Source organism: Microbulbifer regidiadema (SeqCode), from assembly GCF_052467605.1.
In genome coordinates, this window is sequence record NZ_CP174316.1 from 2,079,134 (window position 1) to 2,104,271 (window position 25,138).

The 25,138-nt window shown below is 52.8% G+C and carries 24 protein-coding genes; 13 read left to right on the forward strand and 11 right to left on the reverse strand.

Annotation, left to right across the window (positions count from 1 at the left end; translation table 11 throughout):
- Positions 1-645 precede the first annotated feature (645 nt).
- Both ACJJIF_RS09795 and ACJJIF_RS09800 read right to left on the reverse strand, forming a co-directional pair.
- The gene (locus tag ACJJIF_RS09795) at positions 646-888 is read right to left on the reverse strand and encodes a hypothetical protein (RefSeq protein WP_444932030.1); all 243 of its coding nucleotides are present in this window, start codon (positions 886-888) and stop codon (positions 646-648) included.
- 79 nt (positions 889-967) lie between these two features.
- Entirely contained in the window at positions 968-1,189 is a 222-nt protein-coding gene (locus ACJJIF_RS09800) for a hypothetical protein (RefSeq protein ID WP_444932031.1), read from the reverse strand.
- 405 nt (positions 1,190-1,594) lie between these two features.
- On the opposite strand from ACJJIF_RS09800, the gene ACJJIF_RS09805 reads away from it, so the two are divergent.
- The 4 genes from ACJJIF_RS09805 (at position 1,595) to ACJJIF_RS09820 (ending at position 5,826) form a co-directional block, all read left to right on the forward strand.
- A complete protein-coding gene (locus ACJJIF_RS09805) occupies positions 1,595-2,071 on the forward strand; it encodes a LabA-like NYN domain-containing protein (RefSeq protein WP_444932032.1) in 477 nt (158 codons plus the stop codon).
- Between the two features lie 334 nt (positions 2,072-2,405).
- Positions 2,406-3,008, forward strand: coding sequence for a hypothetical protein (locus ACJJIF_RS09810; RefSeq protein ID WP_444932033.1), 603 nt, complete (start codon positions 2,406-2,408; stop codon positions 3,006-3,008).
- Between the two features lie 518 nt (positions 3,009-3,526).
- A complete protein-coding gene (locus ACJJIF_RS09815) occupies positions 3,527-4,549 on the forward strand; it encodes a cytochrome-c peroxidase (protein ID WP_444932034.1) in 1,023 nt (340 codons plus the stop codon).
- Between the two features lie 170 nt (positions 4,550-4,719).
- Positions 4,720-5,826, forward strand: a complete 1,107-nt coding sequence (locus ACJJIF_RS09820; RefSeq protein WP_444932035.1) for an acyltransferase family protein — start codon at positions 4,720-4,722, stop codon at positions 5,824-5,826.
- Between the two features lie 84 nt (positions 5,827-5,910).
- Here ACJJIF_RS09820 and ACJJIF_RS09825 read toward each other — a convergent pair whose 3' ends face one another.
- Positions 5,911-6,531 (reverse strand): LysE/ArgO family amino acid transporter, encoded by a 621-nt coding sequence (locus ACJJIF_RS09825; protein WP_444932036.1) that lies wholly within the window; start codon positions 6,529-6,531, stop codon positions 5,911-5,913.
- Positions 6,532-6,661: 130 nt separating this feature from the next.
- On the opposite strand from ACJJIF_RS09825, the gene ACJJIF_RS09830 reads away from it, so the two are divergent.
- Positions 6,662-7,564, forward strand: a complete 903-nt coding sequence (locus ACJJIF_RS09830) for a LysR family transcriptional regulator ArgP (protein ID WP_444932037.1) — start codon at positions 6,662-6,664, stop codon at positions 7,562-7,564.
- A 53-nt stretch (positions 7,565-7,617) separates the two neighbouring features.
- Here ACJJIF_RS09830 and ACJJIF_RS09835 read toward each other — a convergent pair whose 3' ends face one another.
- A complete protein-coding gene (locus ACJJIF_RS09835) occupies positions 7,618-8,487 on the reverse strand; it encodes a LysR family transcriptional regulator (protein WP_444932038.1) in 870 nt (289 codons plus the stop codon).
- 90 nt (positions 8,488-8,577) lie between these two features.
- On the opposite strand from ACJJIF_RS09835, the gene ACJJIF_RS09840 reads away from it, so the two are divergent.
- Positions 8,578-9,078, forward strand: a complete 501-nt coding sequence (locus ACJJIF_RS09840) for a lactoylglutathione lyase family protein (protein ID WP_444932039.1) — start codon at positions 8,578-8,580, stop codon at positions 9,076-9,078.
- Positions 9,079-9,164: 86 nt separating this feature from the next.
- On the opposite strand, the gene ACJJIF_RS09845 is transcribed toward ACJJIF_RS09840, so the two are convergent.
- From ACJJIF_RS09845 to ACJJIF_RS09865, 5 genes are all read right to left on the reverse strand, one after another.
- Positions 9,165-10,361 (reverse strand): multidrug effflux MFS transporter, encoded by a 1,197-nt coding sequence (locus ACJJIF_RS09845; protein ID WP_444932040.1) that lies wholly within the window; start codon positions 10,359-10,361, stop codon positions 9,165-9,167.
- 44 nt (positions 10,362-10,405) lie between these two features.
- A complete protein-coding gene (locus tag ACJJIF_RS09850) occupies positions 10,406-10,843 on the reverse strand; it encodes an ion channel (RefSeq protein ID WP_444932041.1) in 438 nt (145 codons plus the stop codon).
- Complete coding sequence (gene tadA / locus ACJJIF_RS09855) at positions 10,830-11,285, reverse strand: tRNA adenosine(34) deaminase TadA (protein WP_444932042.1); 456 nt, start codon at positions 11,283-11,285, stop codon at positions 10,830-10,832. Before tadA ends, ACJJIF_RS09850 begins: the two co-directional genes overlap by 14 nt.
- A 76-nt stretch (positions 11,286-11,361) precedes the next feature.
- On the reverse strand, positions 11,362-12,165 hold the full coding sequence (locus tag ACJJIF_RS09860) for a putative RNA methyltransferase (protein WP_444932043.1): 804 nt from the start codon (positions 12,163-12,165) through the stop codon (positions 11,362-11,364).
- Complete coding sequence (locus ACJJIF_RS09865; protein WP_444932044.1) at positions 12,162-13,799, reverse strand: GMC family oxidoreductase; 1,638 nt, start codon at positions 13,797-13,799, stop codon at positions 12,162-12,164. Before ACJJIF_RS09865 ends, ACJJIF_RS09860 begins: the two co-directional genes overlap by 4 nt.
- Before the next feature lie 83 nt (positions 13,800-13,882).
- On the opposite strand from ACJJIF_RS09865, the gene ACJJIF_RS09870 reads away from it, so the two are divergent.
- From ACJJIF_RS09870 to ACJJIF_RS09880, 3 genes are all read left to right on the forward strand, one after another.
- Positions 13,883-14,572, forward strand: a complete 690-nt coding sequence (locus ACJJIF_RS09870) for a class I SAM-dependent methyltransferase (protein WP_444932045.1) — start codon at positions 13,883-13,885, stop codon at positions 14,570-14,572.
- A 344-nt stretch (positions 14,573-14,916) separates the two neighbouring features.
- Positions 14,917-15,405 (forward strand): hypothetical protein, encoded by a 489-nt coding sequence (locus ACJJIF_RS09875; protein ID WP_444932046.1) that lies wholly within the window; start codon positions 14,917-14,919, stop codon positions 15,403-15,405.
- 87 nt (positions 15,406-15,492) lie between these two features.
- Positions 15,493-15,984 carry an RDD family protein gene (locus tag ACJJIF_RS09880; RefSeq protein ID WP_444932047.1) on the forward strand — a complete coding sequence of 164 codons (492 nt, stop codon included), beginning with the start codon at positions 15,493-15,495 and terminating at the stop codon, positions 15,982-15,984.
- 13 nt (positions 15,985-15,997) lie between these two features.
- Here ACJJIF_RS09880 and lptG read toward each other — a convergent pair whose 3' ends face one another.
- The gene (gene lptG / locus ACJJIF_RS09885) at positions 15,998-17,059 is read right to left on the reverse strand and encodes an LPS export ABC transporter permease LptG (protein ID WP_444932048.1); all 1,062 of its coding nucleotides are present in this window, start codon (positions 17,057-17,059) and stop codon (positions 15,998-16,000) included.
- Positions 17,052-18,185, reverse strand: a complete 1,134-nt coding sequence (lptF, locus tag ACJJIF_RS09890; RefSeq protein ID WP_444932049.1) for an LPS export ABC transporter permease LptF — start codon at positions 18,183-18,185, stop codon at positions 17,052-17,054. Before lptF ends, lptG begins: the two co-directional genes overlap by 8 nt.
- Positions 18,186-18,374: 189 nt before the next feature.
- Here lptF and ACJJIF_RS09895 point away from each other — a divergent pair, with 189 nt between their 5' ends.
- The 4 genes from ACJJIF_RS09895 to ACJJIF_RS09910 all read left to right on the forward strand — a co-directional run bounded on the left by ACJJIF_RS09895 (position 18,375) and on the right by ACJJIF_RS09910 (position 24,689).
- Complete coding sequence (locus ACJJIF_RS09895) at positions 18,375-19,841, forward strand: leucyl aminopeptidase (protein WP_444932050.1); 1,467 nt, start codon at positions 18,375-18,377, stop codon at positions 19,839-19,841.
- Between the two features lie 126 nt (positions 19,842-19,967).
- Positions 19,968-20,399 (forward strand): DNA polymerase III subunit chi, encoded by a 432-nt coding sequence (locus ACJJIF_RS09900; RefSeq protein WP_444932051.1) that lies wholly within the window; start codon positions 19,968-19,970, stop codon positions 20,397-20,399.
- A 15-nt stretch (positions 20,400-20,414) separates the two neighbouring features.
- A complete protein-coding gene (locus ACJJIF_RS09905) occupies positions 20,415-21,509 on the forward strand; it encodes a hypothetical protein (RefSeq protein ID WP_444932052.1) in 1,095 nt (364 codons plus the stop codon).
- 405 nt (positions 21,510-21,914) lie between these two features.
- Positions 21,915-24,689 carry a valine--tRNA ligase gene (locus ACJJIF_RS09910; RefSeq protein ID WP_444932053.1) on the forward strand — a complete coding sequence of 925 codons (2,775 nt, stop codon included), beginning with the start codon at positions 21,915-21,917 and terminating at the stop codon, positions 24,687-24,689.
- Positions 24,690-25,138: the final 449 nt, after the last annotated feature.

A 25,138-nucleotide genomic window follows, 5' to 3' on the forward strand; every position in this document is an offset into this window, starting at 1 on the left:
TTTCGTAAACCTTATTCTCTCAGTCTCCGCCCATGGATTCCAGCACCACGCCCCCCAATTTGCCCCTCAAAAGTGTCCGAAGTGTTGACTAAATAACCCCTCAAGAAACTGAGACAAGCGCACAATTTAAAATTTATTTACTACAATACCCATAACTAAAGGGTTTAGACGCGGATGGCAACTGTGACTTATTCGGTAATTCTCTTGGCTCTTTGCGCTGCACTTATACTTATACCGCCAACCCTGTATATAATATTGACAGTGAATTATAAAAAAATCTTACTACAGAAAGATTTTGCACTTATAACTATATCGGCAATCCTAAGCATACTTATACTCGCGTTGCAGATAATTAACCTTGCCGCCCCAATATATATACATAAGTATATCGGTGATATGGAGCTTTTCAGGCAAACGAAAATCGTACTAATGATTGCCAACAATGTAACAGGGTATTTGTTTCCTTTATTCCTAGCAGTTTTATTATTCAGGCTAAGAGACTATCTCACACCTAAGAGCGAACAACAAACGTAGCAAATTTTACTCTGGAGCAGTTAAACTGCCCCAAAAGCCAACTTACCGAATCCTTTCAGGTTGAAAAAGAACAAAATATTAAAATTCAAGCTTTACGTATACCATTCACTTCTAGCAATCCCTTTCTTCCAGCACTCCACCGCTCTTTATAGAATACTCGATAAATTCCCCACTAGATATATCAAGAATCTGTAGCCAAGAATAAAACTGCGCTTTCTCAGATTTGGCTATCTCTTCCGCAAGCTCCATTGCCTTCTCGCCAGTTGGCGCAGACCCTCTAAAACTCTTTGCGCCACCATTCATTAAATGAATACGCTCAGCAAATATGGCAAATCTGTTGGTTTTTCTCTCCATGCTTTATCTCCATATAAATTTCTTTAAACAGCCACCAGCAAAGAGGAGTCATTTAGGGCAATAGTAGATCACGCCTCTACTAAGGCTCTACCCAATTCATATTGGTCTCAACCCCTCGCATCTGCGCTAGTGTTAGCTCCAACTCGCTGCGCAGATCTATATCTACGGAAACCGAAAAGCTGCGTACGTACTTTGTATAATTGAGGATGCTGATTGCGTACATTGGCTGATTGTTATAGCTCGACCGGTAACGACAGATCAGCATAGGCTCCCCGTCAAAAATAATGCTTTTGATTCCCATGCTTCCCCCACACAGTAACTGTATATGCATACAGTATAGAATACAGTGGCCCGTCCCTGTCAACCCAAAATTGACGCCAGTACAACAACCGAGTGATAGACCCCACAATTAAAGCCATTTAGGCCGCTTATTCTCTACTATGTAGTATCCAATCCCCCATAGAGGCCGCCATCTAGTAGCCCATCGCATGAGAAAGATGCTCCTGTACGCCAGCTATACCTGGAGCTTCCTTCAGGCTGGTCAAATTTTAACCAAAAATCTGCATCAATCGGAGAGGCGAGCTAGACTGATCAGACAGTCATCACTTGAATATGAAAAACCAGCGTCATAAAGTATCTGCCCAAGTGACAGCTAATGGTGCCCACTGCTGTTAGTATTAGATGCAACAAGCTACTGGATTTTTAAATGGAAAGGGTTGCTTTATTAGTTGATGTGCAAAACGTTTACTATACCTGTAGACAAATCTACAAACGAAACTTTGATTACAATAAGTTTTGGCGGGAAGCTACCGGCGGAAGAGATGTGGTAAAAGCTACGGCTTACGCCATTGATCGTGGCGATAGAAAACAGAGTGAATTTCAAAATATATTAAGATCTATCGGCTTTGAAGTAAAATTAAAACCCTTTACACAAAGATCCGATGGCTCCGCCAAGGGCGACTGGGACGTGGGTATAACTATCGATGCAATGGAATATTCAAATCTGGCAGATACTATCGTTTTAGTTTCAGGAGATGGTGATTTTGATATTCTAGCCCACAAACTCCGCTTAGATAGAGGCAAGAAGGTTGAAGTATATGGCGTGCCGGATTTAACCGCTGGGGCACTAATTAATGCAGCGAGTGAATTTTTTCCCATTGAAAGCAGGCTGTTACTTAAATAACTATCAATAGCAATCAAGACCAAAGCTGCCTACTTTAGATATTTACTGGCTTGACATCCCTAAATGATTTAACTGGTAACTATGGTATATCCCAGCCTGAGATCGATTGCATGAAGATCGCTATGACAGAATAGATACACGCTACCCTATTTAACCCCAGCTAAGGTTTAGATAGTTACACATTGCTTTTGGATAAATTTTAGCCAGCAACATTTTCACCCAACAAGTTCAGATATCACTATGTAAGGATGACAGTTTGAGTTCCAGGTCTATTTTCTTTTGGGTTTGTAGCCTATCTGCAATAATTGTACTAGGGTTCTCCCCCAGCTACTTTATGGCTTATCAAAGCCTATCTACAATGCACCATTTCCACGGGATAATTTCTTTCCTTTGGATTTTATTGATATGCAGCCAAGCTTATCTGGCACTCGGCCAAAGTACATCTCTGCATAAGTATCTAGGCTGGCTGTCCCTAATCGTAGCTACCTTGTTTATCGGCACCTCATCCTGGGTGTTCTCCACTACGCTTGAGTCCACCCTGGAAAAAGATAAAATTTTTCAGCTGGTCTATTGGGTTGACTTATTTTTATTACCACTTTTTGTTTTCTTTCTTCTCTCAGGCTTTCTTCAGCGAAAATCCCCTAAAAAACATATGCTGTGCATGATGCTGAGTTTGATAGTTATACTGCCGCCTGGATTAGGCAGGTTAATCTATGGCTTATTTCTATTCCCTTTTGATGCACCCATTCGATATTTTTACGAGCCCATGATGCTCACCACCCTGGGGATATTGGTATATTTAGGCTTTCGCGAACGCTGGCAGTTTAGCCAGGTAAAAGTGGCCCTTGGAGTGACAGCTGGTTCATTTGCAAGCTCTTACTGGGCGGTTAATACGGGCGTATTTGCGTCTGGGGTTAGATGGGCTCTTGGCAGTTAAGAGACTTGTGAATAACCCCGCAATACCTCTCAGAGATTAGTTGCAGCTCAGTGCAAATGGTATAGCCCTTGGTAAGTACTGCAACGCAACAGCTATGAGGTTAAAATTTCAGAAGTGTTTTTAACCTCACACTAGCGCCCTCTAAGCATACTAACGGTAGCGAGCAGGCTGCCAGTCCTTCCCCATATCTCTTTAGTGAAATAACACTTTCACGATTTTTAAACAATCAGCCTCTACTGCACTTCATACAGCAACAAGCCCCTAAGCTGACTATCAATTCACGCATGCAATATTTTTCAACTAGCCAACAATACGCTGTTAAGAACTCCCTATCCGAGCACAAACTGAACAACAAAGGTTTATTTTGTGAACAGCTTTGCACAAGCAAAAATTAATAGTAATTTTTATAAGTTGCGATGTCAGATAGGCGCTGCCAATCATATAGTGAAGCCATTCAGTTTTTGATAAAATGGCAGATGGACCGGCATTATTTTTTGAGGCATGGGAGAGATACTAAAGTGATCAAAAAGAAGTTTTCGGGGAAAACAAATCTAAAATTTTCAATAATTGGCAGTGTGATGGCGGCGGCAAGCTTGCTGTCTAGTTCCATATCGGCAGAAGTTGAAGTTGATATAAATCAACTACGCCAGCAATCAAAAATTATGTTTGGCACTCTCTCAGATACGATGCCCGGCAGTGAGGGGGACACTCCTGCCATGGTTGAGCTGGGGAAAACACTCTTTATGGACAAACGGCTTTCAATCAATGACAGCCAGTCCTGTAACGACTGCCACCAAGTCGGTAGCTATAACGGCTCCGGCGTTGACAACAAGGCAACATCACTGGGCGCACTGCCCGGTACTCAAGGGGATCGCAACTCCCCAACGGTATGGAACTCCGGGTTCCAGTTAGCTCAATTTTGGGATGGCCGCGCTGAAGACCTAAAAGAACAAGCAAAAGGTCCAATACTAAACCCTGTGGAAATGGGTATGCCTTCGGCAGAAGCTGTTGAGGAAAAAATATCAAAAATTGATGAATATCAAGTGAGCTTCAAGCGTGTTTTTGGTAATGAGAATGCGATCTCTTACGATAATATTGCTCAGGCTATTGCCGCATTTGAACGCACACTGATCACAAATGATCGCTTTGATGTTTTTATGGAAGGTGACGATCACGCCTTGACAAAAGAAGAGTTAAAAGGCTTGAAAACCTTTATCAATACCGGTTGTACGGCATGTCACAATGGCGCAACGCTGGGTGGAAACATGTACCAGAAACTGGGCTTAGCCAATCAATATCCACACCAGGAAGATTTGGGTCGCTATAAAGTTACAGGTCATGAAAGTGATAAGATGGTATTCAAGGTCCCTATGCTGCGTGATGTAAGCAGAAGTGCCCCCTACTTTCATGATGGGAGCGTGGAAACTATTGAACAGGCAATTTACGATATGGCCTGGTACCAGCTGGGTCAGAAATTGAGCACACAGCAAGTGGGTGAGATCGCCACTTTCCTGGGAGCCTTAGAACACCAGGCTCATTAATAGATTTCCCACCCTTCGGGGTGGGACTCTTTTACTGCGAAAAATAATGAGTTACCCCCTCTAAAACTACAGCCTTGCCCAGGCGGATTCCTGGCCGCCCACTCAGCGGGAATACACCCCCAGAGCACCGAAGGAACCATTAAATTGACCAAGGATATAGGTCGTCAGACATGAGCACACGTCTTCTCAATCTCGATGCACTGCGGGGGCTGGCTGCAACCTTAGTTGTCTGGCAACACGGTAGTGAAGTATTTATCCGCACGCCCTCTATCGCTCAGCACGGCACAGGGCTGGCTGAACTTATCAGTCAGCTGGATTTTGGCCGGATTGGGGTGCTTTGCTTTTTCTTGATCTCCGGCTTTGTCATTCCCCATAGCCTCCTCGTATCAAACCGCTCCCTAAAGAGCTTTGCGATTCGCCGCTTCTTCCGCTTGTACCCCGCCTATTGGCTGTCCCTGGCCGTAATAATCGGATTGGCATGGGCGCTCGCTGAGCGATCATTCTCTGCAGGGACGATTCTGGCCAATACGACTATGTTGCAGGGGCTTATAGGGTTTACAAGTGTCCAGACTCTCTATTGGACCCTCACCGCAGAACTGGTTTTTTACTGCCTCTGCGCGCTGATGTTTCATTTGCGACTACTGGGGAATCCCAGATACCTGCTTATGCTGTGCTGGGGGACTCTATCGGTATTTGTCGGCCTGCAACTGCTGGGGCAATCGCCCAACCCTCTATTACAACTTCCCGCTACCACCAGTTACCTCCCCTTTGCGATTGCAGTAATGTTCTGCGGGGCCCTGATCAGATATTACTATGAGACAAGGCGCGGTTACCGCTACCTGTTGTGGGGGCTGCTTGCCACTTTCTCTATTCCGTTATTCGTTGCCATCCTGCACTTTATCGGTAGATCGATCAGTGAAACCCCACTGCGCTTCGCTTTATCTCATTTTATCGCTTTGGCAATTTTTCTGGCCTTTGTATTGCTCCGAGTAAAACCCCTGCGATATCTGGCTGCGCTGGGGACTATCAGCTATTCCATTTACTTGTTTCACCTGGCGGTTGTCTTTGTCGGCAATTGGGCGATAACCCAACCTTGGGGGCAAGGGTTGGCAAACTATCCTCTGCCCACCCTTCTGGTGCTTATCACCCTGCTCAGTTTTGCTCTGGCAGCAATTCTTTACTGGCTGGTGGAGAGACCCTGTATGCAATTGGGGCACTATTTGAGTAGTCGCAGTGAGCGAGCAAGTAGATCGGGGGCTATGCTCGGGGAGAGCTAAGGCGGGCAATAAAAAATCGCGATGAGATAAAAAGATAGCTGTAGAGCGGATCTACAGCTATCTCTGGCAGCCGTTATCGAATGGCTACTGTGTCCACAGCAAGCTGATCGCAATGGTCCACATCATAATCCCCACCAGAACATCGAGCACCTGCCAGGTTCTGGGGTTTTTAAATAGAGGCTGCATCATGCTGCCCCCTACAGAGAGCAGAGTGAACCACAACAGGGAGGCACTGCATGCGCCCAGTACGAAAAACCAGGAACCCTGGCCGGCATACTGAGCCCCCACCGAGCCGATAAGCACGATGGTATCCACGTAGGCATGGGGGTTGAGCAGGGTTAAGGCTACCGCAGTGAGCAGAGCTGAGCGGCGGGACTTCATCCACTCTTTTTGCTCCCCCAGACCTTTATTGGAGAAAGCCGAGCGGAAGGCCATAGCGCCATAGGAGAAAAGGAAAGCCGCACCGAGCCAGGTTAGCCAGATCATCCAGTCGCCACCGGCCTGTGCAATATGTGCAACCAGGAACACACCGGCAGAAATCAAGGCGATATCCATCACTACACATAATGCCGCGATACTATAGTGATATTGACGACGGATACTCTGCGTCAGCAGAAATGCGTTCTGCGCTCCAATCGCCATAATCAAGCTGATGGTAGTCAAAAAACCTTTTGCGAGCGGTGCCAACAACAACCCTGAAAACACAATACCTCCTGTGTTTCACTCTCTAATTTGGAAATACCCGCAGGGCTGCGGGCCTGAATGGTGGCGCGAGATTAAGAGGCAAACTAGAATAAGTAAATTTAATTATACTGATCCCTCATAAGAAATTCTTATGCTAGACCTCAAGCAACTCCAGGCCTTTGCCTTTGTGCTGGAAGAGCGCAGTTTTGACAAAGCCGCCGCGCTACTCCATATCAGCCAGTCTGCAATTTCCCAGCGAATCAAAGCGCTAGAGAGCCAGGTGGGGCAGGCGTTGCTGATCCGCTCCAGCCCATTGCGCCCCACTGAGGCCGGCCTCAAAGTGCTGGGCTACTACCAACAAATGCATCTATTACAGCAGGAGCTGCTCACGGATATCGATCCCGAGGGGGGCAAGACCCGCTATAGCAATCAGAATAAGGTTCGTATCGCACTGAATGTGGACAGCTTGGATACCTGGTTTCTGACCGCGATCACACCACTGATTCGATCCCAACAGCTATTGGTGGACCTAAAAGTAGATGACCAGGAAGCCACCCATGAGCTATTAAAGAATGGCGAGGTTATCGGCTGCATCAGCTCTACCACCAGCAACCTCCAGGGGTGCCAGTCGGTACTGCTGGGTCATATGGCCTATTACCCGGTGTGCACCAAGGCGTTTAAGAAGAAGTTTTTCTCAGATCCAATTAATGTTGAAGAGTTTCGCTACGCTCCAGCCGTAGAGTTCAGCTACAAGGATCAATTACAGAGCCGCTACCTGAAACAGTTTTGGGGGGTGGAGACCGGCCAGTACCCCTCCCATGAAATTCCCTCGTCAAAAAGCTTTCTCAGCTTTTTAACCCTGGGGCTCGGTTGGGGGATGGCGCCGGACATTCAGGTGGCCAGCCTGATCAAAAGTGGAAAACTGATCAAGTTCACAGAGGATCACTATTTGCAGATCCCCCTTTACTGGCATGTCTGGAACTTAAAGTCGAAGCTAATCAAGCAGATCACGATCAATCTCACGGAGCATGCGCAAAAGGCCTTGCACCAGTAGCTATTCGCCCCGCCGCGAGTCAATCTTACAATTCTGGATTTTTGCGCACCTGATTAAAGCCATTTCTCCATTTCGCGGATAATAAACTCCACTCTGGCGGGCACAACCTGACTGCGTCGAAGCGCCAAAAAGAGTGTCTCACTCACGGGCTTCTCCAGGCTGTGTGCCCTGATCAAATTCGGCTCTCGAAACGCATTTACCGCATAGCTGGGCAAAACAGTAAAACCCAATCCCAGGCTAACAGGCTCCAGAATCAAGCTGATTTGGTTAGAAAAGCCTTTTTGCTGGAAATCGTTAAGGCTGCGAAATTGCGGGAAGTTTGCCCCCAATAATAGACTCGCGTGATGGATACCGTCGGGGTGGCCGATATACCCCAAGGCTAACAGCTGCTGCCAATCAGGGCTTGCCACCTCTGCCGGTGTCACCAGCAGCAACTGCTCACTGGCGATCGGCCTGCTATCAACCTCCTGCGCTTGTGGAGGACTAGTCATTAATCCTATATCAGCGTCGTTTTCTGCGATCGCCTTCTCCACATCCAAATTGGGGGCAAAGCGGCAGCTGATCGCCAGCCCCCGGTGGACTTGCTGCTGGGACAGCAGCTTCGGGTAGAGCTTAAGCCCCACACTACCTGGGCACATGACCCTTACCGCGCCCTGATGCGGTGGGTCCTCGCCAATAATATGCCCCAGGTTGGAGAGCGCTTGAATAATCCCCTGCCCCTCCCGGTAAAGCCTGCCACCCGCATCTGTGAGCGCGAAGTGCTTACCCTGCCTGATTAACAGGGCGACCCCCAGGTGCTCCTCTAGCTTGCGAATATGCTGGCTTACCCCAGACTGTGTCATATGTAAGCGATCCGCCGTGCGGGTGAAGTGCCCCTCCTCCGCCAGGGTGCAAAAGCTCCGCAGCCACACTGGATTAATCATTACAGAAATTACTCAAAAAGATAACAAATGATAATTATACGTAATGAGCCATAGGTTGTAACTTGGCCGTATTCAACCAAGGAGATTGCCATGAGCAGCGCATACCCGAGAACCTTTTCTCATATCGGTATTTCAGTGCCAGACCTGGAAGCAGCCGTAAAGTTTTATACCGAGGTGCTGGGCTGGTACCTGATTATGAAGCCCACCGATATCACCGAGGACAAGAGCGCTATCGGTGAAATGTGTACCGACGTATTTGGTCCCAACTGGGGCAGTTTCCGCATCGCCCACCTATCCACCGGAGACCGGATTGGGGTAGAACTGTTCCAGTTTAACAATCAGGAAAACCCCGAAGATAATTTTGAGTACTGGAAAACCGGTATCTTTCACTTCTGCGTGCAAGATCCCAACCTGGAAGAGCTGGCGGATAAAATTGTTGCCGCTGGAGGCAAAAAACGCATGCCGGAGCCCCGCTATTACTACCCCGGTGAAAAGCCTTACCGCATGATTTACATGGAAGATCCATTCGGTAACATTTTGGAAATTTACAGCCATAGCTATGAATTAATCTACAGCGCCGGCGCCTACTAGAGCCGCGTAAATTTCCCCTAAAATCCTCCTATCGGGTGGCGGTGACTGTTGTGATCAAATCCAGCCGGCACCCGATAGAGCACGCCTCAATTCGCCGCAATACTGTGTACATTGCGCAGGACCAAAATCGATACTACCAGTGCCAGAAGACTGCAAACAGCGATAACGCTGACCAGAGGCCCGGGGGTACCGTCAAATATTAGACTGATCATTGCAATTGATATTGCGCCCATCGATAACTGCATCGCCCCGCCCAGAGAGGAGGCCGTTCCCGCAATGGGCCCGTGCTGCTCCAGAGATAGGATAAGCACCATGGGAAGCAACATCCCCAAAAACATATTGCACAACAACAGCATTAATATAAGAAATATAAATTGATCGAAGCCCGCCGTAACGACCGTATACATAGTTATCGCACTCAGGGCAAAACCGGCCACACTCCATTTGACCAGCCTCACCGGGCCAAAGCGCGCGCCGAGATTCGCGGCAAACTGACTCGGCAGAAAGAAACCAATAGCATTCAAGGCAAACGCTAAGCTGAACTGAGTGGGCTGCAAACCGTAATAGCCCATATATAAAAATGAGGCTGTCGAAAGGAAAGCAAAGAACGCGGAAAAGCCAAATCCGCCAATGCCAATCAGCCCGAGATAAATAGGGTCGCGCAGCAATAGCGTAAAAGATTGCAACAGGGCGCTTCGCTTAAAGGGAACTTTATTTTCTGGTTTCAGGCTCTCGCGCAGACTGGTTATGGCGAGGACCAAGCACAAGGCCGCAGCAACGGAAATTCCCATAAACACACTGCGCCAGCCAAAATTCACCAACAGCAGGCTGCCAATGAGTGGTGCCAGCAGAGGAGAAATTGAAAATACCAGCATTACGGTGGTTAAAAGGCGGGTTGCCTGCATCCCAGTGTAAGAATCTCGAATAATGGCCCGGGGGATAGACATCACTGAAGCCGCACCGACCCCCTGAAAAAACCGAAAAACGATCAGCCACTCAATCGTTGGCGCTAAAGCACAACAAATTGATGCAATGGTAAAAAGTGATAAGCCAAAATAGAGTGGCGGTTTGCGGCCAAAGATATCCGAGGTAGGACCATAGAGTAGCTGGCATACCCCAAAGGCGACAAAATAGACCATTAGGGTATATTGTGTGACACTCGTTGAAGTATTGAGGGCTTTGGTTATTTGCGGCAGCGCGGGCAGGTACATATCGATGGCCATAGGGCCCACAGAGCTGAGCAGCCCCAGGACCAGTGCCATTTTGATAAAGCCCGAGTTCATCCTCAGCCCCTATTTTGCCCTCTCAATTCCGGCCTGGCCCCGCCTTAATCTTCCCAATAGCGCTGCATTTTTAAAAACATAAAAGAGGCGGTCCAGGTAATCATTACCAGTCCCGTGAGGGCTTCCAGTCCGGCGGTAAAACGCAGGTGCCCCAGCGGCTCAATATCGCCAAACCCCAGTGAGGTATAGGTGGTAAAGGAGAAGTAGGCACAGTCGAGCAGACTGCCATTAAAGTTACCTACCAGGGTGCCAAAATAGGGCGAATTCACCATAAAGTAATAGCAGTAGGCAAATAGCCATATTTCGACCACATGGGCAATCAGGGCACCAAACACCCCCAGGACAATCGCCAGATTGTGTCTGATCGGTACCCAGCCGCCGATACGGGCAAGGGCGCTGAGCGCTTCGTGGTGAATCAGGACGACAATGGCGACAACCAGCACATTCACCGCGAAGGCCAGCAGTAAATCAGCGTCGATCATGAAAGAACTCGCGCACTAAGTTACTCGCCTCTTCCGCCATAACCCCCGACTCCACCGCAACCTTATGATTAAAAAAGCTGGCCTGGGCCAATTCCAACTGGCTTTCCACCACACCGGCCCGGGGCTCGGTGGCGCCGTACACCAAGCGCCCTACCCGCGCGTGTACCAGAGCGCCAAAGCACATGGTGCAGGGCTCAATCGTCACATATAAAGTGGTGTTTGGCAGGCGGTAATTCTGTTGCTTATCCGCCGCTTGCCGCAGGGCGACAATTTCCGCATGGGCACTGGGGTCACAATTGCCGATGGGCCGGTTGCTGCCCTCGCCGATAATTTTTCCATCCTGTACCAAAACTGCACCCACCGGTACTTCACCGCGCTCAGCGGCGAGTTGGGCAAGCTCCAGGGCTCGCCGCATAAATCCAAAGTCTCTGGGAGTCGCCATCAAGCTGCCCTTTTACCTCTATCGTCTCTCTGTCAAACGCCACATAGGAGGCGCTACTGTCTAGCCGCTGTGACCGCTAGCTGTGTTTTATAAAACGGCGCACAACAAAATCCGCCTCCAGCTCCAGGCTGTCGCGCTCTTCCAGCTGCTGCCGCGCTTCCCGATTGCCTTTCCAGGCAAAAGGCGTCATCGCGAGAAAATCTGAAATGGCCTGCTGACCCTTCAGCACGAAAGGAAAGCAGCAGCGCAAATCGACTTCCGGCGTCAACTTGTCGATCACTTTGGGGGCGGGGTGTTTGCGCGGTTCCCGATACAGGGCTTGCTTTAATGTCCACAGATGATCGGGGCCGGGGGATACATCCAACAGATGCCCCCCGACTTTAATCACCCGCGCCATCTCGTGATCTGGCGCCGGAGCAAAGATTTTTAGCAGGTTGTCCACGGACTCCGAGGCCACAGGCAGATTCACATTGCTGGCAACCACAAACTGAGCGCTGGTATCGCGCTTGGCCGCCATACGCACACCGGACTTGGAAATATCGATACCGGAAAGCGCGTGGCCATGCCAGCCGGCCGCCTCAAGTTCCCGCAGGTAATACCCCTCGCCACAGCCGATATCCAGCAAGCGGCGGCCGGGCTTGTAGGGCATTAGCGCCGCAATGCTATCGACCAGGGGCCGGTAGTAACCGGCGTGGAGAAAGCGCCGCCGGGCGTGCAACATCTCGGAGGAATCACCGGGATCTTTGCGGCGCTTGCGATAAACAGGCAACAGATTGACATAGCCCTCGCGCGCGCGGTCAAAACTATGTCGATTAGTACAGTGCCAAGAATCTTTACCTAAGGTTAAGGGGGCAGCACAGAGCGGGCATTGCCAGATCATTCAACTTCCTGAGTGTGTCTATTCTCTTTTACAAACGAGTGCGGAGATCGCTGCAAAATCAAATCTGCCGCCTTCTCCGCAATAGCGATCACAGGCGCATTGGTATTGCCACTGATCAGGGTGGGCATTATGGAGGCGTCCACAACCCTCAGTCCATCCACTCCGCGTACTTTTAGCTCGCTATCCACGACAGCTAATTCATCATCACCCATTCGGCAGGTGCCTATCGGGTGATAGATGGATTCTGCATGCTGGCGAATATAGTGGATGATTGCCTCTCTATCACTCAACTTCTGCTCTGGACGCAGTGACTTTTTCTGATAGCGACTCAACTCCTCCTGGGCGAGGATCTCCTGTGCCATTTCGAACGCCTCCACCATCACTTGCAGGTCCTCGGGCTCGCTCAAATAGTTGGGCTCTATTCGCGGCAGTTTGCGCGGGTCGGTGGAATTCAAGGTGATCTCGCCGCGACTCTTGGGCCTCAGGGCACAGGCGTGGAGGGAGTAACCATAGCAGGTGCGCTTGTTAAAACCGTGCTGAAAGGTTGGGACCGCCGTCATGTGGAATTGAATATCCGGGTTGCTCCCCGCCAAACTGGAACTGGCAAAGCCCCCCGCCTCGGCCACATTACTGCTCAGAGGTCCTTTATTAAACAGGATCAGTTCCGGCAGGCGCAGCGCAGTGAGCACTTTGGGCCATAGCGCTTCGGAAAAACTGACCGGCTCCGAGGCCTCCACCACTTGGATAATATCCAGGTGATCCTGCAAATTTTTACCCACCCCCGGAAGGTGCGCCTGTGAGGCCAGACCCTGCTTGCGCAGCTGATCCTGGTCGCCAATACCGGACAGCAGCAGCAACTGTGGCGACTGAATAGCACCGGCACTTAAGATCACCTCTTTGTTCGCCAAAATTTTAGTGCCATCGAGTAATTCGACCCCGGTGGCCTTTTCTCCACTGAGAATAATTCGCGCCACCTGGCTATCGGTGCAAACGCGCAGATTTGAACGGTTGGCAATCGGGTGCAGATAAGCCGCTGCCGCAGAACAGCGCCGCCCGCGCCGCTGTGTCACCTGGTAAAAGCCCACCCCATTTTGCTGCCTGCCGTTAAAGTCATTATTCGGCCGGTATCCCAGGGACTCTGTCGCGCGTAAAAAAGCCTTGCTCGCTTCGGTGGTCCACTTTAGGTCCGATACCGACAGAGGACCGTAGCCGCTGTGATAGGCATCGGTGCCGCGCTCATTGCCCTCCGCCACCAGGAAGTAAGGCAGCAGCCCCTGCCAACCCCAACCGGGATTGCCCGCAGCTTCCCAAGCATCGTAATCGTCGCTATTGCCACGGATATAAATCATGGCATTGATCGCACTGCTCCCGCCCAGGGTTCTGCCTCGCGGCCAAAATAGTTTGCGGTTGTTCAGATGCTGCTGTGGCGTGGTGTGGTGGTGCAGGTTATAGCGGGTACCCGGTAACAACTCGCCGATACCCACCGGGATAGAAATCAGGGGGCTCCGATCTTTGGGGCCCGCCTCTAAGAGACAAACTCGATGCTGCTCTTCGGCACTGAGCCGATTTGCCAAAACACAACCGGCGGAGCCAGCACCTACGATCACATAATCAAAAATCATTTGAGTGGACATGGGACCTCAGCACCTTTGTAGCTGGATGTCAGCTGACGGTACACTCAAGCACAGAATAATGACAGGCTGGAGGTCCCCCAAGCATGCCCAATTCCGAATTCAGTGATGATCAAGTCCTCGCCAGCTGGCATAAGAATGCGCACGAGTGGACTAAAGTAGTAGATAAGGCCGCCATCCCCAGCCGCCGACTGGTCACCGACGCCGCCATTGTCAGCGCCATCATCGCCTACCAACCCGCAACGATTTTGGATATCGGCTGCGGTGAGGGCTGGCTCAGCAGAGTGTTCGCACAACAGGGTATTCCGGTATGCGGTGTCGATGGCGTAAAAGATTTAGTCAATATTGCCCGCGCCCGCGCCGGTAGCTGTGACTCTTACCGGCAACTGCAATACGAGGAAATCTGCGCCGAAAAGTTGGAGCAACAATTTGCACTGATCGTATGTAATTTTTCCCTTATCGGAAAAGAGTCCGTCGAGCAGCTGTTTGGCAGGGCGCGCGAACTGCTGCTCGACGGTGGACACTTTGTGGTCCAAACACTTCACCCCCACTGGGCCTGTGCGGAACAGCCCTACCGGGATGGCTGGCGCCCGGGTTCCTGGGACGGGATTGAGGGGAACTTTGCCGAGGCCGCGCCCTGGTATTTCCGCACACTGGAGAGCTGGGTGCAGTTATTTAACAACAGCGGCCTCGCTATAGATGCAATACACGAACCCAAGGCCGACCCTCTATCCCCCCCCTCCTCACTGATTATTTGCGGGAAAATAGTGGCGTAGCGTATTTGCGCGCGCCTTCCCGACAACCGGGCTCCGGCCCGCTGGAACCGGTAGTAATTTAAGAGTATTTTTTCATCAGCTTTGGCGCAGAAATATCAAAATAATAATAAAAAAACATTGGCGGTCCCTTAATCACATTTGCGACTACTTGGGCAAAAATGAAAAAGTACCCATTTCATGCGATCTTCAAGGAAGGTGCTGAATATTTCCGACCGTCAAGTAAGCAGAGTGGCAACAGCCGCCTAATTTGTTCGAAAAAATGCTTTGTTTGCGATGATCCATAATAAATTCAACGACCGTATACGACCAATGACACGAGAAGTTGATATCCAGGGGCAACCGCAATGCTACTTTGCAGTTTTCGATTTAGCGTCAATCAGCTAGTGCCAAAGACTCTTGGTCTAGCCCTCCTGCCGGTGTGCTGTGTCTGCTCTGCCGATGATTTGTTTATTCCAGATTCCCGCGAAGCCCTGAACCTGGAATCCGGCAGCTTGATCTTTCCCGACTCCGCATTTGCCATGGATAACGACGCCCTAACCCAGGCCGCCGAGTACCTGCGTACCAACAGTATGAGCAATTTGCAGCGGCGCCTGAATTACCAGTGGCTGCAAATGCACACCAGCCCGGACAAGTTTAAGCCCCTGAGAGGCGGCAAAGCGCTGTCCAAAATCCTGCGCATGGGCCTCGACACCTACAAGACACAAAACTCCCGCGCCGCGCGTATTGGCCTGCTCCGCTACACCGATCACGAGGGCAAGATTGGTGGCTCGGTGGACTATGGAATCTCCCTGTCCGACGACAAATTCAAGTTCTCTTTTGAACTGGAGTTTTAACGAGTCCCTGAAGTCCGGCGCCTCCCCTCTCCTTCCCCGTTTACAGGTTTGTTAGAATCTCCGCCACCTAAACCGGCGGAGATAACCGTGAGTAGCTCAACCCCCCCCAAATCTTTCCCTGAACTCCCGATTGCCGGGGTAGGCCGGCGCCTGGCGGCACTGCTCTACGACCTGCTGATACTGATGGGCCTATTGGTGGTTTACGGCTTTATTGCGATGATGGTTGCGTCGACAGTGGTGGGGCTCAATTGCCAGCCCGAGGTAAATGACTACAACCCCTGTGTCAGCGGACCCTTCTTCCAGCTGGGCGCGCTGGCGGTTATTGCCGGCTATTACTTCTGGTCCTGGCGGGCGGCGGGCCAAACGGTGGGAATGCGCGCCTGGCGCCTGCTGCTGGCGAGCCCCAATGGGGTTCAGCTCACCTGGCGCCAATGTGTTCTGCGCGCCATAGTCGCGCCCCTGTCGATTGCCTGTCTGGGGCTCGGTTTCTTCTCGGCCTGGGCCAGATCCGATAAGGCCACCTGGCATGACCTTATCTCCGAATCCCAAGTGCGCATACTGCCCAAGAAATCCAAATAGATCCTGCGGGGCCCTAGCGGGCCCTTTGCAGTAGATACCAGCCGGCACCGAAGCACAGCAGTATCGGCAAGAGCACGGCGAGGAAAGGCGGGAAGCCAAATACCAGGGAGGATGGCCCCAGGATATCCTGGATAAACTGGAACACCAGACCAACCACCAGGCCGATAAATACGCGCAGCCCGGTAGTCACTTCCCGCAGGGGGCCAAAAATAAAGGAGATCGCCACCATCACCAGGCTGGCGATGGTGAGCGGCTGCAACACTTTCTTCCAAAACTGCAACCAGTAGCGGCTGGAGTCCTCGCCCTTGCGATCGAGGAATTTGCCGTAGGCCCACAGGTTGCGCGGTGACAGGTCCGCCGGCAGCGGCACCACCAGGGCAAACAACTCCGGCGAAATCTCCGCTTTCCACTCGCTCGTGGATACGGTTTCACTCTCGGTATGCTCACCGGTAAAAAGGGTGGTGCGGCTATTCTCCAGCTCCCAGCGCTCGCCATCAAAATGGCCGCGCTCGGCAAACTCTACCCGCTCCAACTCCCGATTGGCACCGAAGTGATAGCGGGTAACACCGTAGAGTTCACCATCCGGCAGCGCCGCATTGAAGTGAACAAACTCACCGCTGTCTTTCAGCCACAGACCGCTTTCCAGACCGCTCGCTTCCAGCTCACCCAGCGCCCGGGCTTTATCGCTCTCGGCGATCACATTGGTTTTGGGAATAACAAATTCCGCCAGCCCCAGGCCGAGCAAAATCAACAGGGTAATCGGCTTCATCACCGACCAGGTAATCCGGCCAATGGAAATGCCCGCAGCCCGCATAATGGTCAGCTCACTGGTGCCCGCCAGCGAGCCCAGCCCCACCAGGCAGCCCACCAGGGCGGAAAAACCCAACTGCTCGTAAATACGCGCCGGCAGGGTCCAGCCCACATATTTGAGGGCGTCGACAAAGCCGTAGTCCTTCTCCAGCTCTCCCAACTGATCCACCAGGGCAAAGACCACGGTGAGGCCGAGGATAATCATCAGTGCACCGCCCACAGCAGCGATAACGGTGCGGGCGATATATAGATCAAGCTTACTCACCTGACGACTCCTTCACACCCTCGGGCAAACGCTTGGGCGGCGCCTTGCGCCAATTTCTGCCCGCTAACAACAGCAAGCCGAGCAGCAGGAACGGCGGGTGTACCAGCCAGATCATTGCCGGGTTGGAAATCTTGCCGTCCTCAATCGCCCCGCGAACCCCCTGCAAGATCACCAGGTAGGTGATATACAGCAAAATCGCGGGGATCATCTTCGCAAAGCGCCCCTGGCGAGGGTTGGTGCGGGAGAGCGGCACCGCCAGCACGGCGACCACCAATACCAAGATCGGCAGGCTGAAACGCCAGTAGAGATAGGCCCGCTGCTGCGGGTCATCGCCCTTGAGCAGCTCCAGGGTAGAGGCGGATTCCATCTGGTCCCGCTGGCGGCTGCGCTCGCGGGGCACCTCAAGAATGACGGAGTAACTGCTGAACTTCATCTGGCGGTACTCCCGCTCGCCGGGAACGCCCTCGTAGCGAAACCCGTCGCGCAAAACCAAATAGCGCAGGCCCGTCTTCGGATCGATTTCCTGCACGCCTTCGCGGGCGCGGATAACTACCTGTTGGTCCGCCTCGGTTTCCGCTTCTGCGCCGCCCAACTCCGCCAGGAACACCCCCAACATAGTGGACTTGTCCTCACTCAGCGCATCGGCGTAGTAAACCGCGCGGCCCCCTTGGGAGGAGACAAATTTCTTTGGCACCAAATGATCAAACTCGTTGCGGGCTTTTTCCGCAGTGAGCAAGCTGGTAGAGCGCGCCATACCCGCCGGGGAGAAATACAGACTCATAGAGGCCACCACCAACGCCAGCATCAGCGCCGGGATCATGGTGTAACCCAATAGACGCCAGTCGCTAAAGCCACAGGCGTGTAAAACGGTCATTTCACTTTCTATATAGAGGCGGCCATAGGCGAGGAGAATCCCCACAAACAGGCCCAGCGGTAAAACCAGTTCCAGGAATCCCGGCAAGCGGAACCCCATCAGGGAGAACAGGATATTCGCGGAAATATCCCCAGCGGCAGCTTCCGCCAGATATTTCACGAATCGGCCGCTCATCACAATTAACAGCAAAACTGCGCTGACCGCCAGCGTGGCAAACAGCAGCTCGCGGCAGAGATAGCGAAAAATAATCACAGGGCGAACAAATTCCTTGGTGACAGCGGTGTGATGGTAGCTGAATCAAAAATGAGTAAGTTGCCCACCGGGTACAGCAATCCATAAGCAGGCGGGTTAAACTTGTGCGACGCATTATCACTAAAAATTCTTGCTATGTCTCGACTCTGAGGCATGCAATCTATTGTCAGATTTTAAGGAAAGCGAAAAATGCAGTTCTCCGCCAAGGTTGCAGATATCAGTAAACAGCGCAGCGCCTGCTCGATTATTTCAGCAGATGCCAAAAATAACCTCAGCGAAAGTGGAAAAAACCTGGATAAATTGACCGGGGGAATGATTGCGAAAATCCTCAAGCGCGGGGACTTGGGGGCCAAATCCGGCAGCACCCAGCTGATCAATCTTATCGATGTTCCCAGCGAGCGCGTACTGGTAGTACGCACCGGCAAAGGCGCTCTCAGCCAGGCAGAGTTCCGCAAGCTGGCAGCCAGCAGTGCCAGCGGGGTAAAGAACTTTAAAGATGCCGCCAGCTACCTGTGTGAAGTGGATGTCGAGGGTGTCGACAACCGCTGGAAAGCACAGCAAATCGCCATGGCCGCCGGCCTGGCAAGCTACCGCTACACCCAGTCCCGCACCGATGCGAAGCCCCTGCCGCTGGCAAAATTCACCATCCACGCCCCGGAGAAGAAACAGCTGAAAGGCATCCAGGGCGGTATGGAAGTGGGCGCAGCTCAGGCACTGGGCAGCAACGTTGCCCGCGAACTGGGCGATCTGCCCGGCAATATCTGCACCCCCAGCTACCTGGCCGCCCAGGCTAAGGCCCTGGCTAAAAAGCACACAAAACTCACCACCAGCGTGCTGGATGAGAAAAAAATGCAATCCCTGGGCATGGGTGCATTCCTCAGCGTATCCAAAGGCAGCGACCAGCCGCCCGCACTGATCGCCATGAACTACAAAGGTGGCAAGACCGGCGAAAAGCCGGTGGTACTGGTCGGTAAAGGCATCACCTTCGATAGCGGCGGCATCAGCATCAAGCCGGGCCTCGCTATGGACGAGATGAAATACGATATGGGCGGCGCCGCCAGTGTTTTCGGTGTGATGAACGCCCTGGTTGAGTTACAGCCGTCTATCAATGTCGTGGGCCTGGTTGCCGCTGCTGAAAATATGCCCAGCGGCCGCGCCAGCAAGCCCGGCGATGTTGTAACCTCCATGTCCGGCAAAACCATCGAAATCCTCAACACCGACGCCGAGGGCCGCCTGGTGCTGTGCGATGCCATCACCTACGCCGCCAAGTTCAAGCCCAGCGCGGTTATCGATATCGCCACCCTCACCGGTGCCTGCGTTATTGCCCTGGGCCACCACGCCACCGGTCTCTACGCCAACAACGAAGCACTGGCCAAGGATCTCCTCCAGGCCGGCGAAACCACCGGTGACCGCGCCTGGCAGATGCCGCTGTGGGACGAGTACCAGTCCTCCCTGGATTCCAACTTTGCCGATATCCAGAACATCGGCGGGCGCGAAGCCGGCTCCGTCACTGCGGCCTGCTTCCTGGCGCGCTTTGCCAAAGACTACAACTGGGCGCACATGGATATTGCCGGCAGTGCCTGGAAGTCCGGCGCGCAGAAAGGGGCCACCGGCCGTCCGGTGCCCCTACTGGTTGAATATCTACTGGGCAAATAAGCAGCCAAAGCGCACAATAGCCGCCGGCACCCTCGGTGTCCGGCGCACCGAGCGGCCCACCAGTGGGCCGCTTCTGTTTATCGGTAGCGCATCAATACGGCCGGAATTATTTGACCAGTACCCCTAATGACTCGCATTGATTTCTATATCCTCTCCTCCGATCAACCGGAACACGCCGATATTTTTGCCTGTCGCCTGGCTGAGAAAGCCTACCGCGCGGGTATGCGGGTACTTATTGCGGTGGATAATCCGCAGAGAGTGGAACAGATGGACCAACTGCTGTGGAGCTTTCGCGAGGACAGCTTCCTGCCCCACGCCCCCCAGGCTGACAACCAGCAGGCGCAAATAGAAATTAACAGTGGCGACGATCCCGCCGATCACCACGGCCTACTGATCAACCTCTGCACCAAGGTTCCCAAGTGGTTTAGCCGCTTCGAGCGCTTGGCAGAGATTGTGATTCAGCAACCAGAACCATTAAAACGGTCACGATTGCGATTTGGTCACTTCCGCGATCGCGGATATCCGTTACAATCCCACAAGATTAACCAGAGCCTCTAACTGCGTCCGAGAGTCATGTCCGGCAAGAAAAACAAACACAAGCACCGCAGACAAGAGCACAAAAAGTCCAGCGAATTTCTGGATGAACTGAATTCGCTGCACACCCTGCTTGTCAGCGACGAAAACAGTGAAGATATCCCCGTGCTCAGCCAAGTGGCCAAGCAGGGCGATCCTGTAATCCCTGAGCCGCCGGCACTTCCCAGCATTGCCGACACCGCCAAACCCAGCGGGACGCCGGCAACCAGCGAATTTGAAGATATCGATATCTCGCTGGAGGATATCGATCTGCCGATTTTGTTTTCACCGGTCGAAGAAGAGATGCTGGCGCAACAATCTATGTCGCTGGCGGAATCTGACTTAGCGCTTTTGCGCCCGCTGCAAGAGCTGACCGCCGAGGAGGACGAAGCACTCGCCCTCGCAGAAATCGAAGCGGTGCAGGAAGCGGTTGAAGTGCCGGCAGAGGACAGCCCCTCTTTAAATAGCACTGAAAATTATTCGGCCGCACAGCCCGAGCAGGAACCTGAACCAAGCCCCCAAGCCACAGCGGAGCAACCCTCAGCGGAACAGAAACAGGTTGAGGTGCCGGCGGAGGAAAGCTCCCCGTTAAGCAGCAGCGCAGAAAACCGCTCAGCCGCAGAGCCCGAGCAAAAGCCTGAGCCACAAGCCCAAGCCGCAGCCGAGCAGAGGCAGGTTGAGATACCGGTGGAGAAAAAGCCCGCGTTAAGCCGCGCCGAAAGTGGCTCAAGCGCAGAGCCCAATCGAAAGCCAGCGCCAAAACCCCGGGGCCGGACAGAAAATCCTTTTCTGCCAGACCATATTCGCGCTCGCCTCACCGGCGGGCGCCCGCTGCCCAATAAAACGGACACCGGTATCGCCTCCACTGTGCAGCCAAAAACCGAAGCCCCTGGGGCTGGAGAAAAAACTGCGACGGCGAACAGCCAGCTCCAGCCGCACAAAGGGCTTCCGAGCGCAGCCCCTGAGCTATCGGCCAAAGAGCGCCAGCGCCAAGATTTGATCGAGCAACTCGTCGCCCAACAACTGCCCAAACTGGAGCGCCGCCTGCGCGCTCAAATAGAGCAGGTGGTCGACGAACTCGGCGTTTGGGATTAAGGGAGCCTCTGAATTACTCCGTGATACCTCTGGCATGCAGAGCGGTTCACAATCAAGGCGCGGCTTCGCAGGAATGTCTAGACCTTTCAAGAAGTCGTAACGCGGAGTGTGAATCGCTCTGCAAGCCCCGAAGGGCGGGCCTTGAAGGCCACAGCTGCTGCGTTGCAGCTCTTGCCAAGGGCTACGGCCATTCGCGGCGAGCTGCGCCTAACATCTGCGGCCTTCAAGACCCGCAGAGGCATTACGGAGTTATTCAGAGGCTTCCTAAGCTCAAATACCGCCTTTTTCCCATTAGACCCCGGCGGTATAATTCCCGCCTTTTCCGCGCAGCCCGAGCAAGCACCAGACTATCCTGAGCCAAGACGCTGTGCACGCAGTCAGTAAAATACAAGGTTTCCCACCCGCATGGACAAAACATACCAGCCCAACGCCATAGAACAGCAGTGGTACAAAACCTGGGAGGAGAGCGGCTACTTCAAGCCTTCCGGGGACAAAGAAGCCAAGCCCTACAGCATTATGATCCCGCCGCCGAATGTCACCGGCAGCCTGCATATGGGCCACGGTTTCCAGGAGTCCATTATGGACGCCCTGATTCGCTACCACCGCATGCAGGGCGACAACACCCTGTGGCAAGTGGGCACCGACCATGCCGGTATCGCCACCCAGATGGTGGTAGAGCGCCTGTTGGGCGCCGAAGGCGTATCCCGCCACGACCTGGGCCGCGACAAGTTTATTGAGAAGGTCTGGGAGTGGAAGGAAGAGTCCGGCGGCACCATTACCCGCCAGCTGCGCCGTCTGGGCGCCAGCCCCGACTGGTCCCGCGAACGCTTCACCATGGACGACGGCTTCTACAAAGCGGTGCAGGAAGTCTTTATCAAACTGTATGAAGACGGCCTGATTTATCGCGGCAAGCGCCTGGTGAACTGGGACCCGAAATTCCACACCGCGATCTCAGACCTGGAAGTATTAAACGAAGAAAAGCAGGGTCACCTGTGGCACTTCCGCTACCCGCTCTCCGACGGCTCCGGCCACTTGGTGGTCGCCACTACCCGCCCGGAAACCATGCTCGGCGATACAGCCGTCGCCGTACACCCGGAAGACGAGCGCTACCAGCACCTGATCGGCAAGACCATCAAGTTGCCCCTGGCGGATCGTGAAATCCCGATTATTGCCGACGAATACGTCGACCGTGAATTCGGCACCGGCTGTGTAAAAATCACCCCGGCCCACGACTTCAATGACTACGAAATGGGCCAGCGCCACAACCTCGAGATGATCAATATCCTCGATGCCGACGCCCACCTGAACGACGCAGTGCCGGAAAAATACCGGGGCATGGAGCGCTTTGCCGCGCGCACCCAGATTGTCGACGACCTGGACGCCCTCGGCCTGCTGGAAAAAGTAGAACCCCACACCCTCAAGGTACCTCACGGAGACCGCTCCGGCGCCGTGATTGAGCCCTGGCTCACCGATCAATGGTACGTAAAAACCCAGCCCCTGGCCGATGAAGCCATCGCCGCCGTTGAAGATGGCCGCGTTGAGTTCGTACCGAAAAACTACGAGAACATGTATTTCTCCTGGATGCGCGATATCCAGGACTGGTGTATTTCCCGCCAGCTGTGGTGGGGCCACCGCATCCCCGCCTGGTACGACAACGACGGCAATGTCTATGTTGGCCGCAGCGAAGAGGAAGTGCGCGACAAGCACAACCTGGGCGCCGACATCAGCCTGCGCCAGGACGACGACGTACTCGACACCTGGTTCTCTTCCGGCCTGTGGACCTTCGGCACCCTGGGCTGGCCAGAAGATACCGAAGAACTGAAAGCCTTCCACCCCAGCTCCGTACTGGTCACCGGCTTCGATATTATTTTCTTCTGGGTCGCGCGCATGATGATGCTGACCCTCTACTTCAAGAAGGAAGTACCGTTTAACACCGTGTACGTGCACGGCCTGGTGCGCGACAACCACGGCCAGAAGATGTCCAAATCCAAGGGCAACGTGATCGATCCTATCGACCTGATCGACGGTATCGACCTGGAGCCCCTGGTAGAGAAGCGTACCTCTGGTCTGATGCAACCTCACCTGCGCGAGAAGATCGAAAAGCAAACCCGCAAGGACTTCCCCGAAGGTTTCTCTGCTTTTGGTACCGATGCCCTGCGCTACACCTATTACTCACTGGCTTCCACCGGCCGCGACATCAAGTTTGATGTGGGCCGTATTGAAGGCTTCCGCAACTTCTGTAACAAGATCTGGAATGCCTCCCGCTACGTACTGCAAAACTGCGAAGAGCACGATTGTGGACAGGACGGCAGCACGGATTTTGAACTGACCATCGCCGACCGTTGGATTATTTCCCAGCTGCAGCGCACCGAAATCACCGTGCGCGAAGCCATGGACACCTACCGCTTCGACCTCGCCTCCCAGGCCCTGTACGACTTTATCTGGAGTGAGTACTGCAGCTGGTATCTGGAACTGTCCAAGCCGGTACTGTGGGACGACAACGCCTCCGACGCAGTGAAAAAAGGCACCCGCCGCACCCTGATCCGCGTACTGGAAACCATTTTGCGTCTGGCCCACCCGCTGATGCCGTTTATCACCGAAGAAATCTGGCAGCGTGTAAAAACCCTGGCCGGCTCCAACGGTGACACCATTATGCTGCAGCAGTACCCGGAAGCCGATAACAGCGTGATCGACGAGGAAGCGGAAGCGGCTGTTGCCTGGTTGAAGCAGGTTATTGAAGGCGTGCGCAATATTCGCGGTGAAATGAATATTTCCCCCGCGAAGAAAATCCCACTGATCCTGCGTGGCGGTTCCAGCCGCGACCAAGAACTGCTGGAGCAAGCCCGCAGCCTGCTGATCAAACTGGCCAGCCTCGAAGAAATCACCTGGCTGGAAAGTGGAGAAGCTGCACCAGCCTCCGCCACTGCCCTGGTAGGCGATATGGAATTGCTGGTACCCATGGCCGGCCTGATCGACGTTAAAGCCGAAAGCGCCCGTCTGCAAAAAGAGATTGATAAACTGTCCAAAGAACTCGCACGAGTCGAAGGCAAGCTCAACAATCCCAAGTTTGTGGACAAAGCCCCCGAGGCCGTTGTTGCCAAGGAGAAGGACAAACTCGCGGAAATGAAAGGTGCTCACGAGCGTCTGCAACAGCAGCTTGAGGAGATCAGCAACCTTTAATGGTTCTGGTAGTCCACTTCGTTAAAGAGTGGAGCTGATTTAAAAAAGGGGGCGCTGCCCCCTTTTCTTTTTTTGATATAAATCAGCCAACCCCTTCTTGAACTAGTGCCTTTCGGTTTTCTATCAACTCCAGAATCCGAGTATGTGCGCAATGTACCTGCTTCGCCTATGGGTTTGTCAGCTCCAAAATCAGCTTTACCGAAGTGTTATACGACCTAAAGCACGCTAAAACGCTTTAGGCACAGCTTCATTTTTCACCCCTCCTAAACACCTGATAAGAAATTAGTATGATTTTCGATCGGTTTGACTGTTATTTTTTGTAAAGATCCTGATTGATTGAAAGCTCTAGGTACGACAATGAGTTAGAGAAAATCTATTCATTGGGGATAGTGGGCAAAGTGTTCATTTTTGCATTTGGGACAAGAGTTCAAGCTTGTGTGTGATTTATT

What these genes read in the sequence shown, in the direction of transcription:
- ACJJIF_RS09795 (WP_444932030.1), bottom strand. Translation starts at nt 888, where the DNA reads ATGGAGAGAAAAACCAACAGATTTGCCATATTTGCTGAGCGTATTCAT.
- ACJJIF_RS09840 (WP_444932039.1), top strand. Translation starts at nt 8,578, where the DNA reads ATGAGCAGCGCATACCCGAGAACCTTTTCTCATATCGGTATTTCAGTG.
- ACJJIF_RS09905 (WP_444932052.1), top strand. Translation starts at nt 20,415, where the DNA reads ATGTCCGGCAAGAAAAACAAACACAAGCACCGCAGACAAGAGCACAAA.
- ACJJIF_RS09870 (WP_444932045.1), top strand. Translation starts at nt 13,883, where the DNA reads ATGCCCAATTCCGAATTCAGTGATGATCAAGTCCTCGCCAGCTGGCAT.
- ACJJIF_RS09910 (WP_444932053.1), top strand. Translation starts at nt 21,915, where the DNA reads ATGGACAAAACATACCAGCCCAACGCCATAGAACAGCAGTGGTACAAA.
- ACJJIF_RS09820 (WP_444932035.1), top strand. Translation starts at nt 4,720, where the DNA reads ATGAGCACACGTCTTCTCAATCTCGATGCACTGCGGGGGCTGGCTGCA.
- ACJJIF_RS09830 (WP_444932037.1), top strand. Translation starts at nt 6,662, where the DNA reads ATGCTAGACCTCAAGCAACTCCAGGCCTTTGCCTTTGTGCTGGAAGAG.
- ACJJIF_RS09900 (WP_444932051.1), top strand. Translation starts at nt 19,968, where the DNA reads ATGACTCGCATTGATTTCTATATCCTCTCCTCCGATCAACCGGAACAC.
- ACJJIF_RS09860 (WP_444932043.1), bottom strand. Translation starts at nt 12,165, where the DNA reads ATGATCTGGCAATGCCCGCTCTGTGCTGCCCCCTTAACCTTAGGTAAA.
- ACJJIF_RS09845 (WP_444932040.1), bottom strand. Translation starts at nt 10,361, where the DNA reads ATGAACTCGGGCTTTATCAAAATGGCACTGGTCCTGGGGCTGCTCAGC.
- ACJJIF_RS09805 (WP_444932032.1), top strand. Translation starts at nt 1,595, where the DNA reads ATGGAAAGGGTTGCTTTATTAGTTGATGTGCAAAACGTTTACTATACC.
- ACJJIF_RS09810 (WP_444932033.1), top strand. Translation starts at nt 2,406, where the DNA reads ATGGCTTATCAAAGCCTATCTACAATGCACCATTTCCACGGGATAATT.
- ACJJIF_RS09865 (WP_444932044.1), bottom strand. Translation starts at nt 13,799, where the DNA reads ATGTCCACTCAAATGATTTTTGATTATGTGATCGTAGGTGCTGGCTCC.
- ACJJIF_RS09800 (WP_444932031.1), bottom strand. Translation starts at nt 1,189, where the DNA reads ATGGGAATCAAAAGCATTATTTTTGACGGGGAGCCTATGCTGATCTGT.
- ACJJIF_RS09875 (WP_444932046.1), top strand. Translation starts at nt 14,917, where the DNA reads ATGCTACTTTGCAGTTTTCGATTTAGCGTCAATCAGCTAGTGCCAAAG.
- ACJJIF_RS09895 (WP_444932050.1), top strand. Translation starts at nt 18,375, where the DNA reads ATGCAGTTCTCCGCCAAGGTTGCAGATATCAGTAAACAGCGCAGCGCC.
- tadA (WP_444932042.1), bottom strand. Translation starts at nt 11,285, where the DNA reads ATGGCGACTCCCAGAGACTTTGGATTTATGCGGCGAGCCCTGGAGCTT.
- ACJJIF_RS09835 (WP_444932038.1), bottom strand. Translation starts at nt 8,487, where the DNA reads ATGATTAATCCAGTGTGGCTGCGGAGCTTTTGCACCCTGGCGGAGGAG.
- ACJJIF_RS09850 (WP_444932041.1), bottom strand. Translation starts at nt 10,843, where the DNA reads ATGATCGACGCTGATTTACTGCTGGCCTTCGCGGTGAATGTGCTGGTT.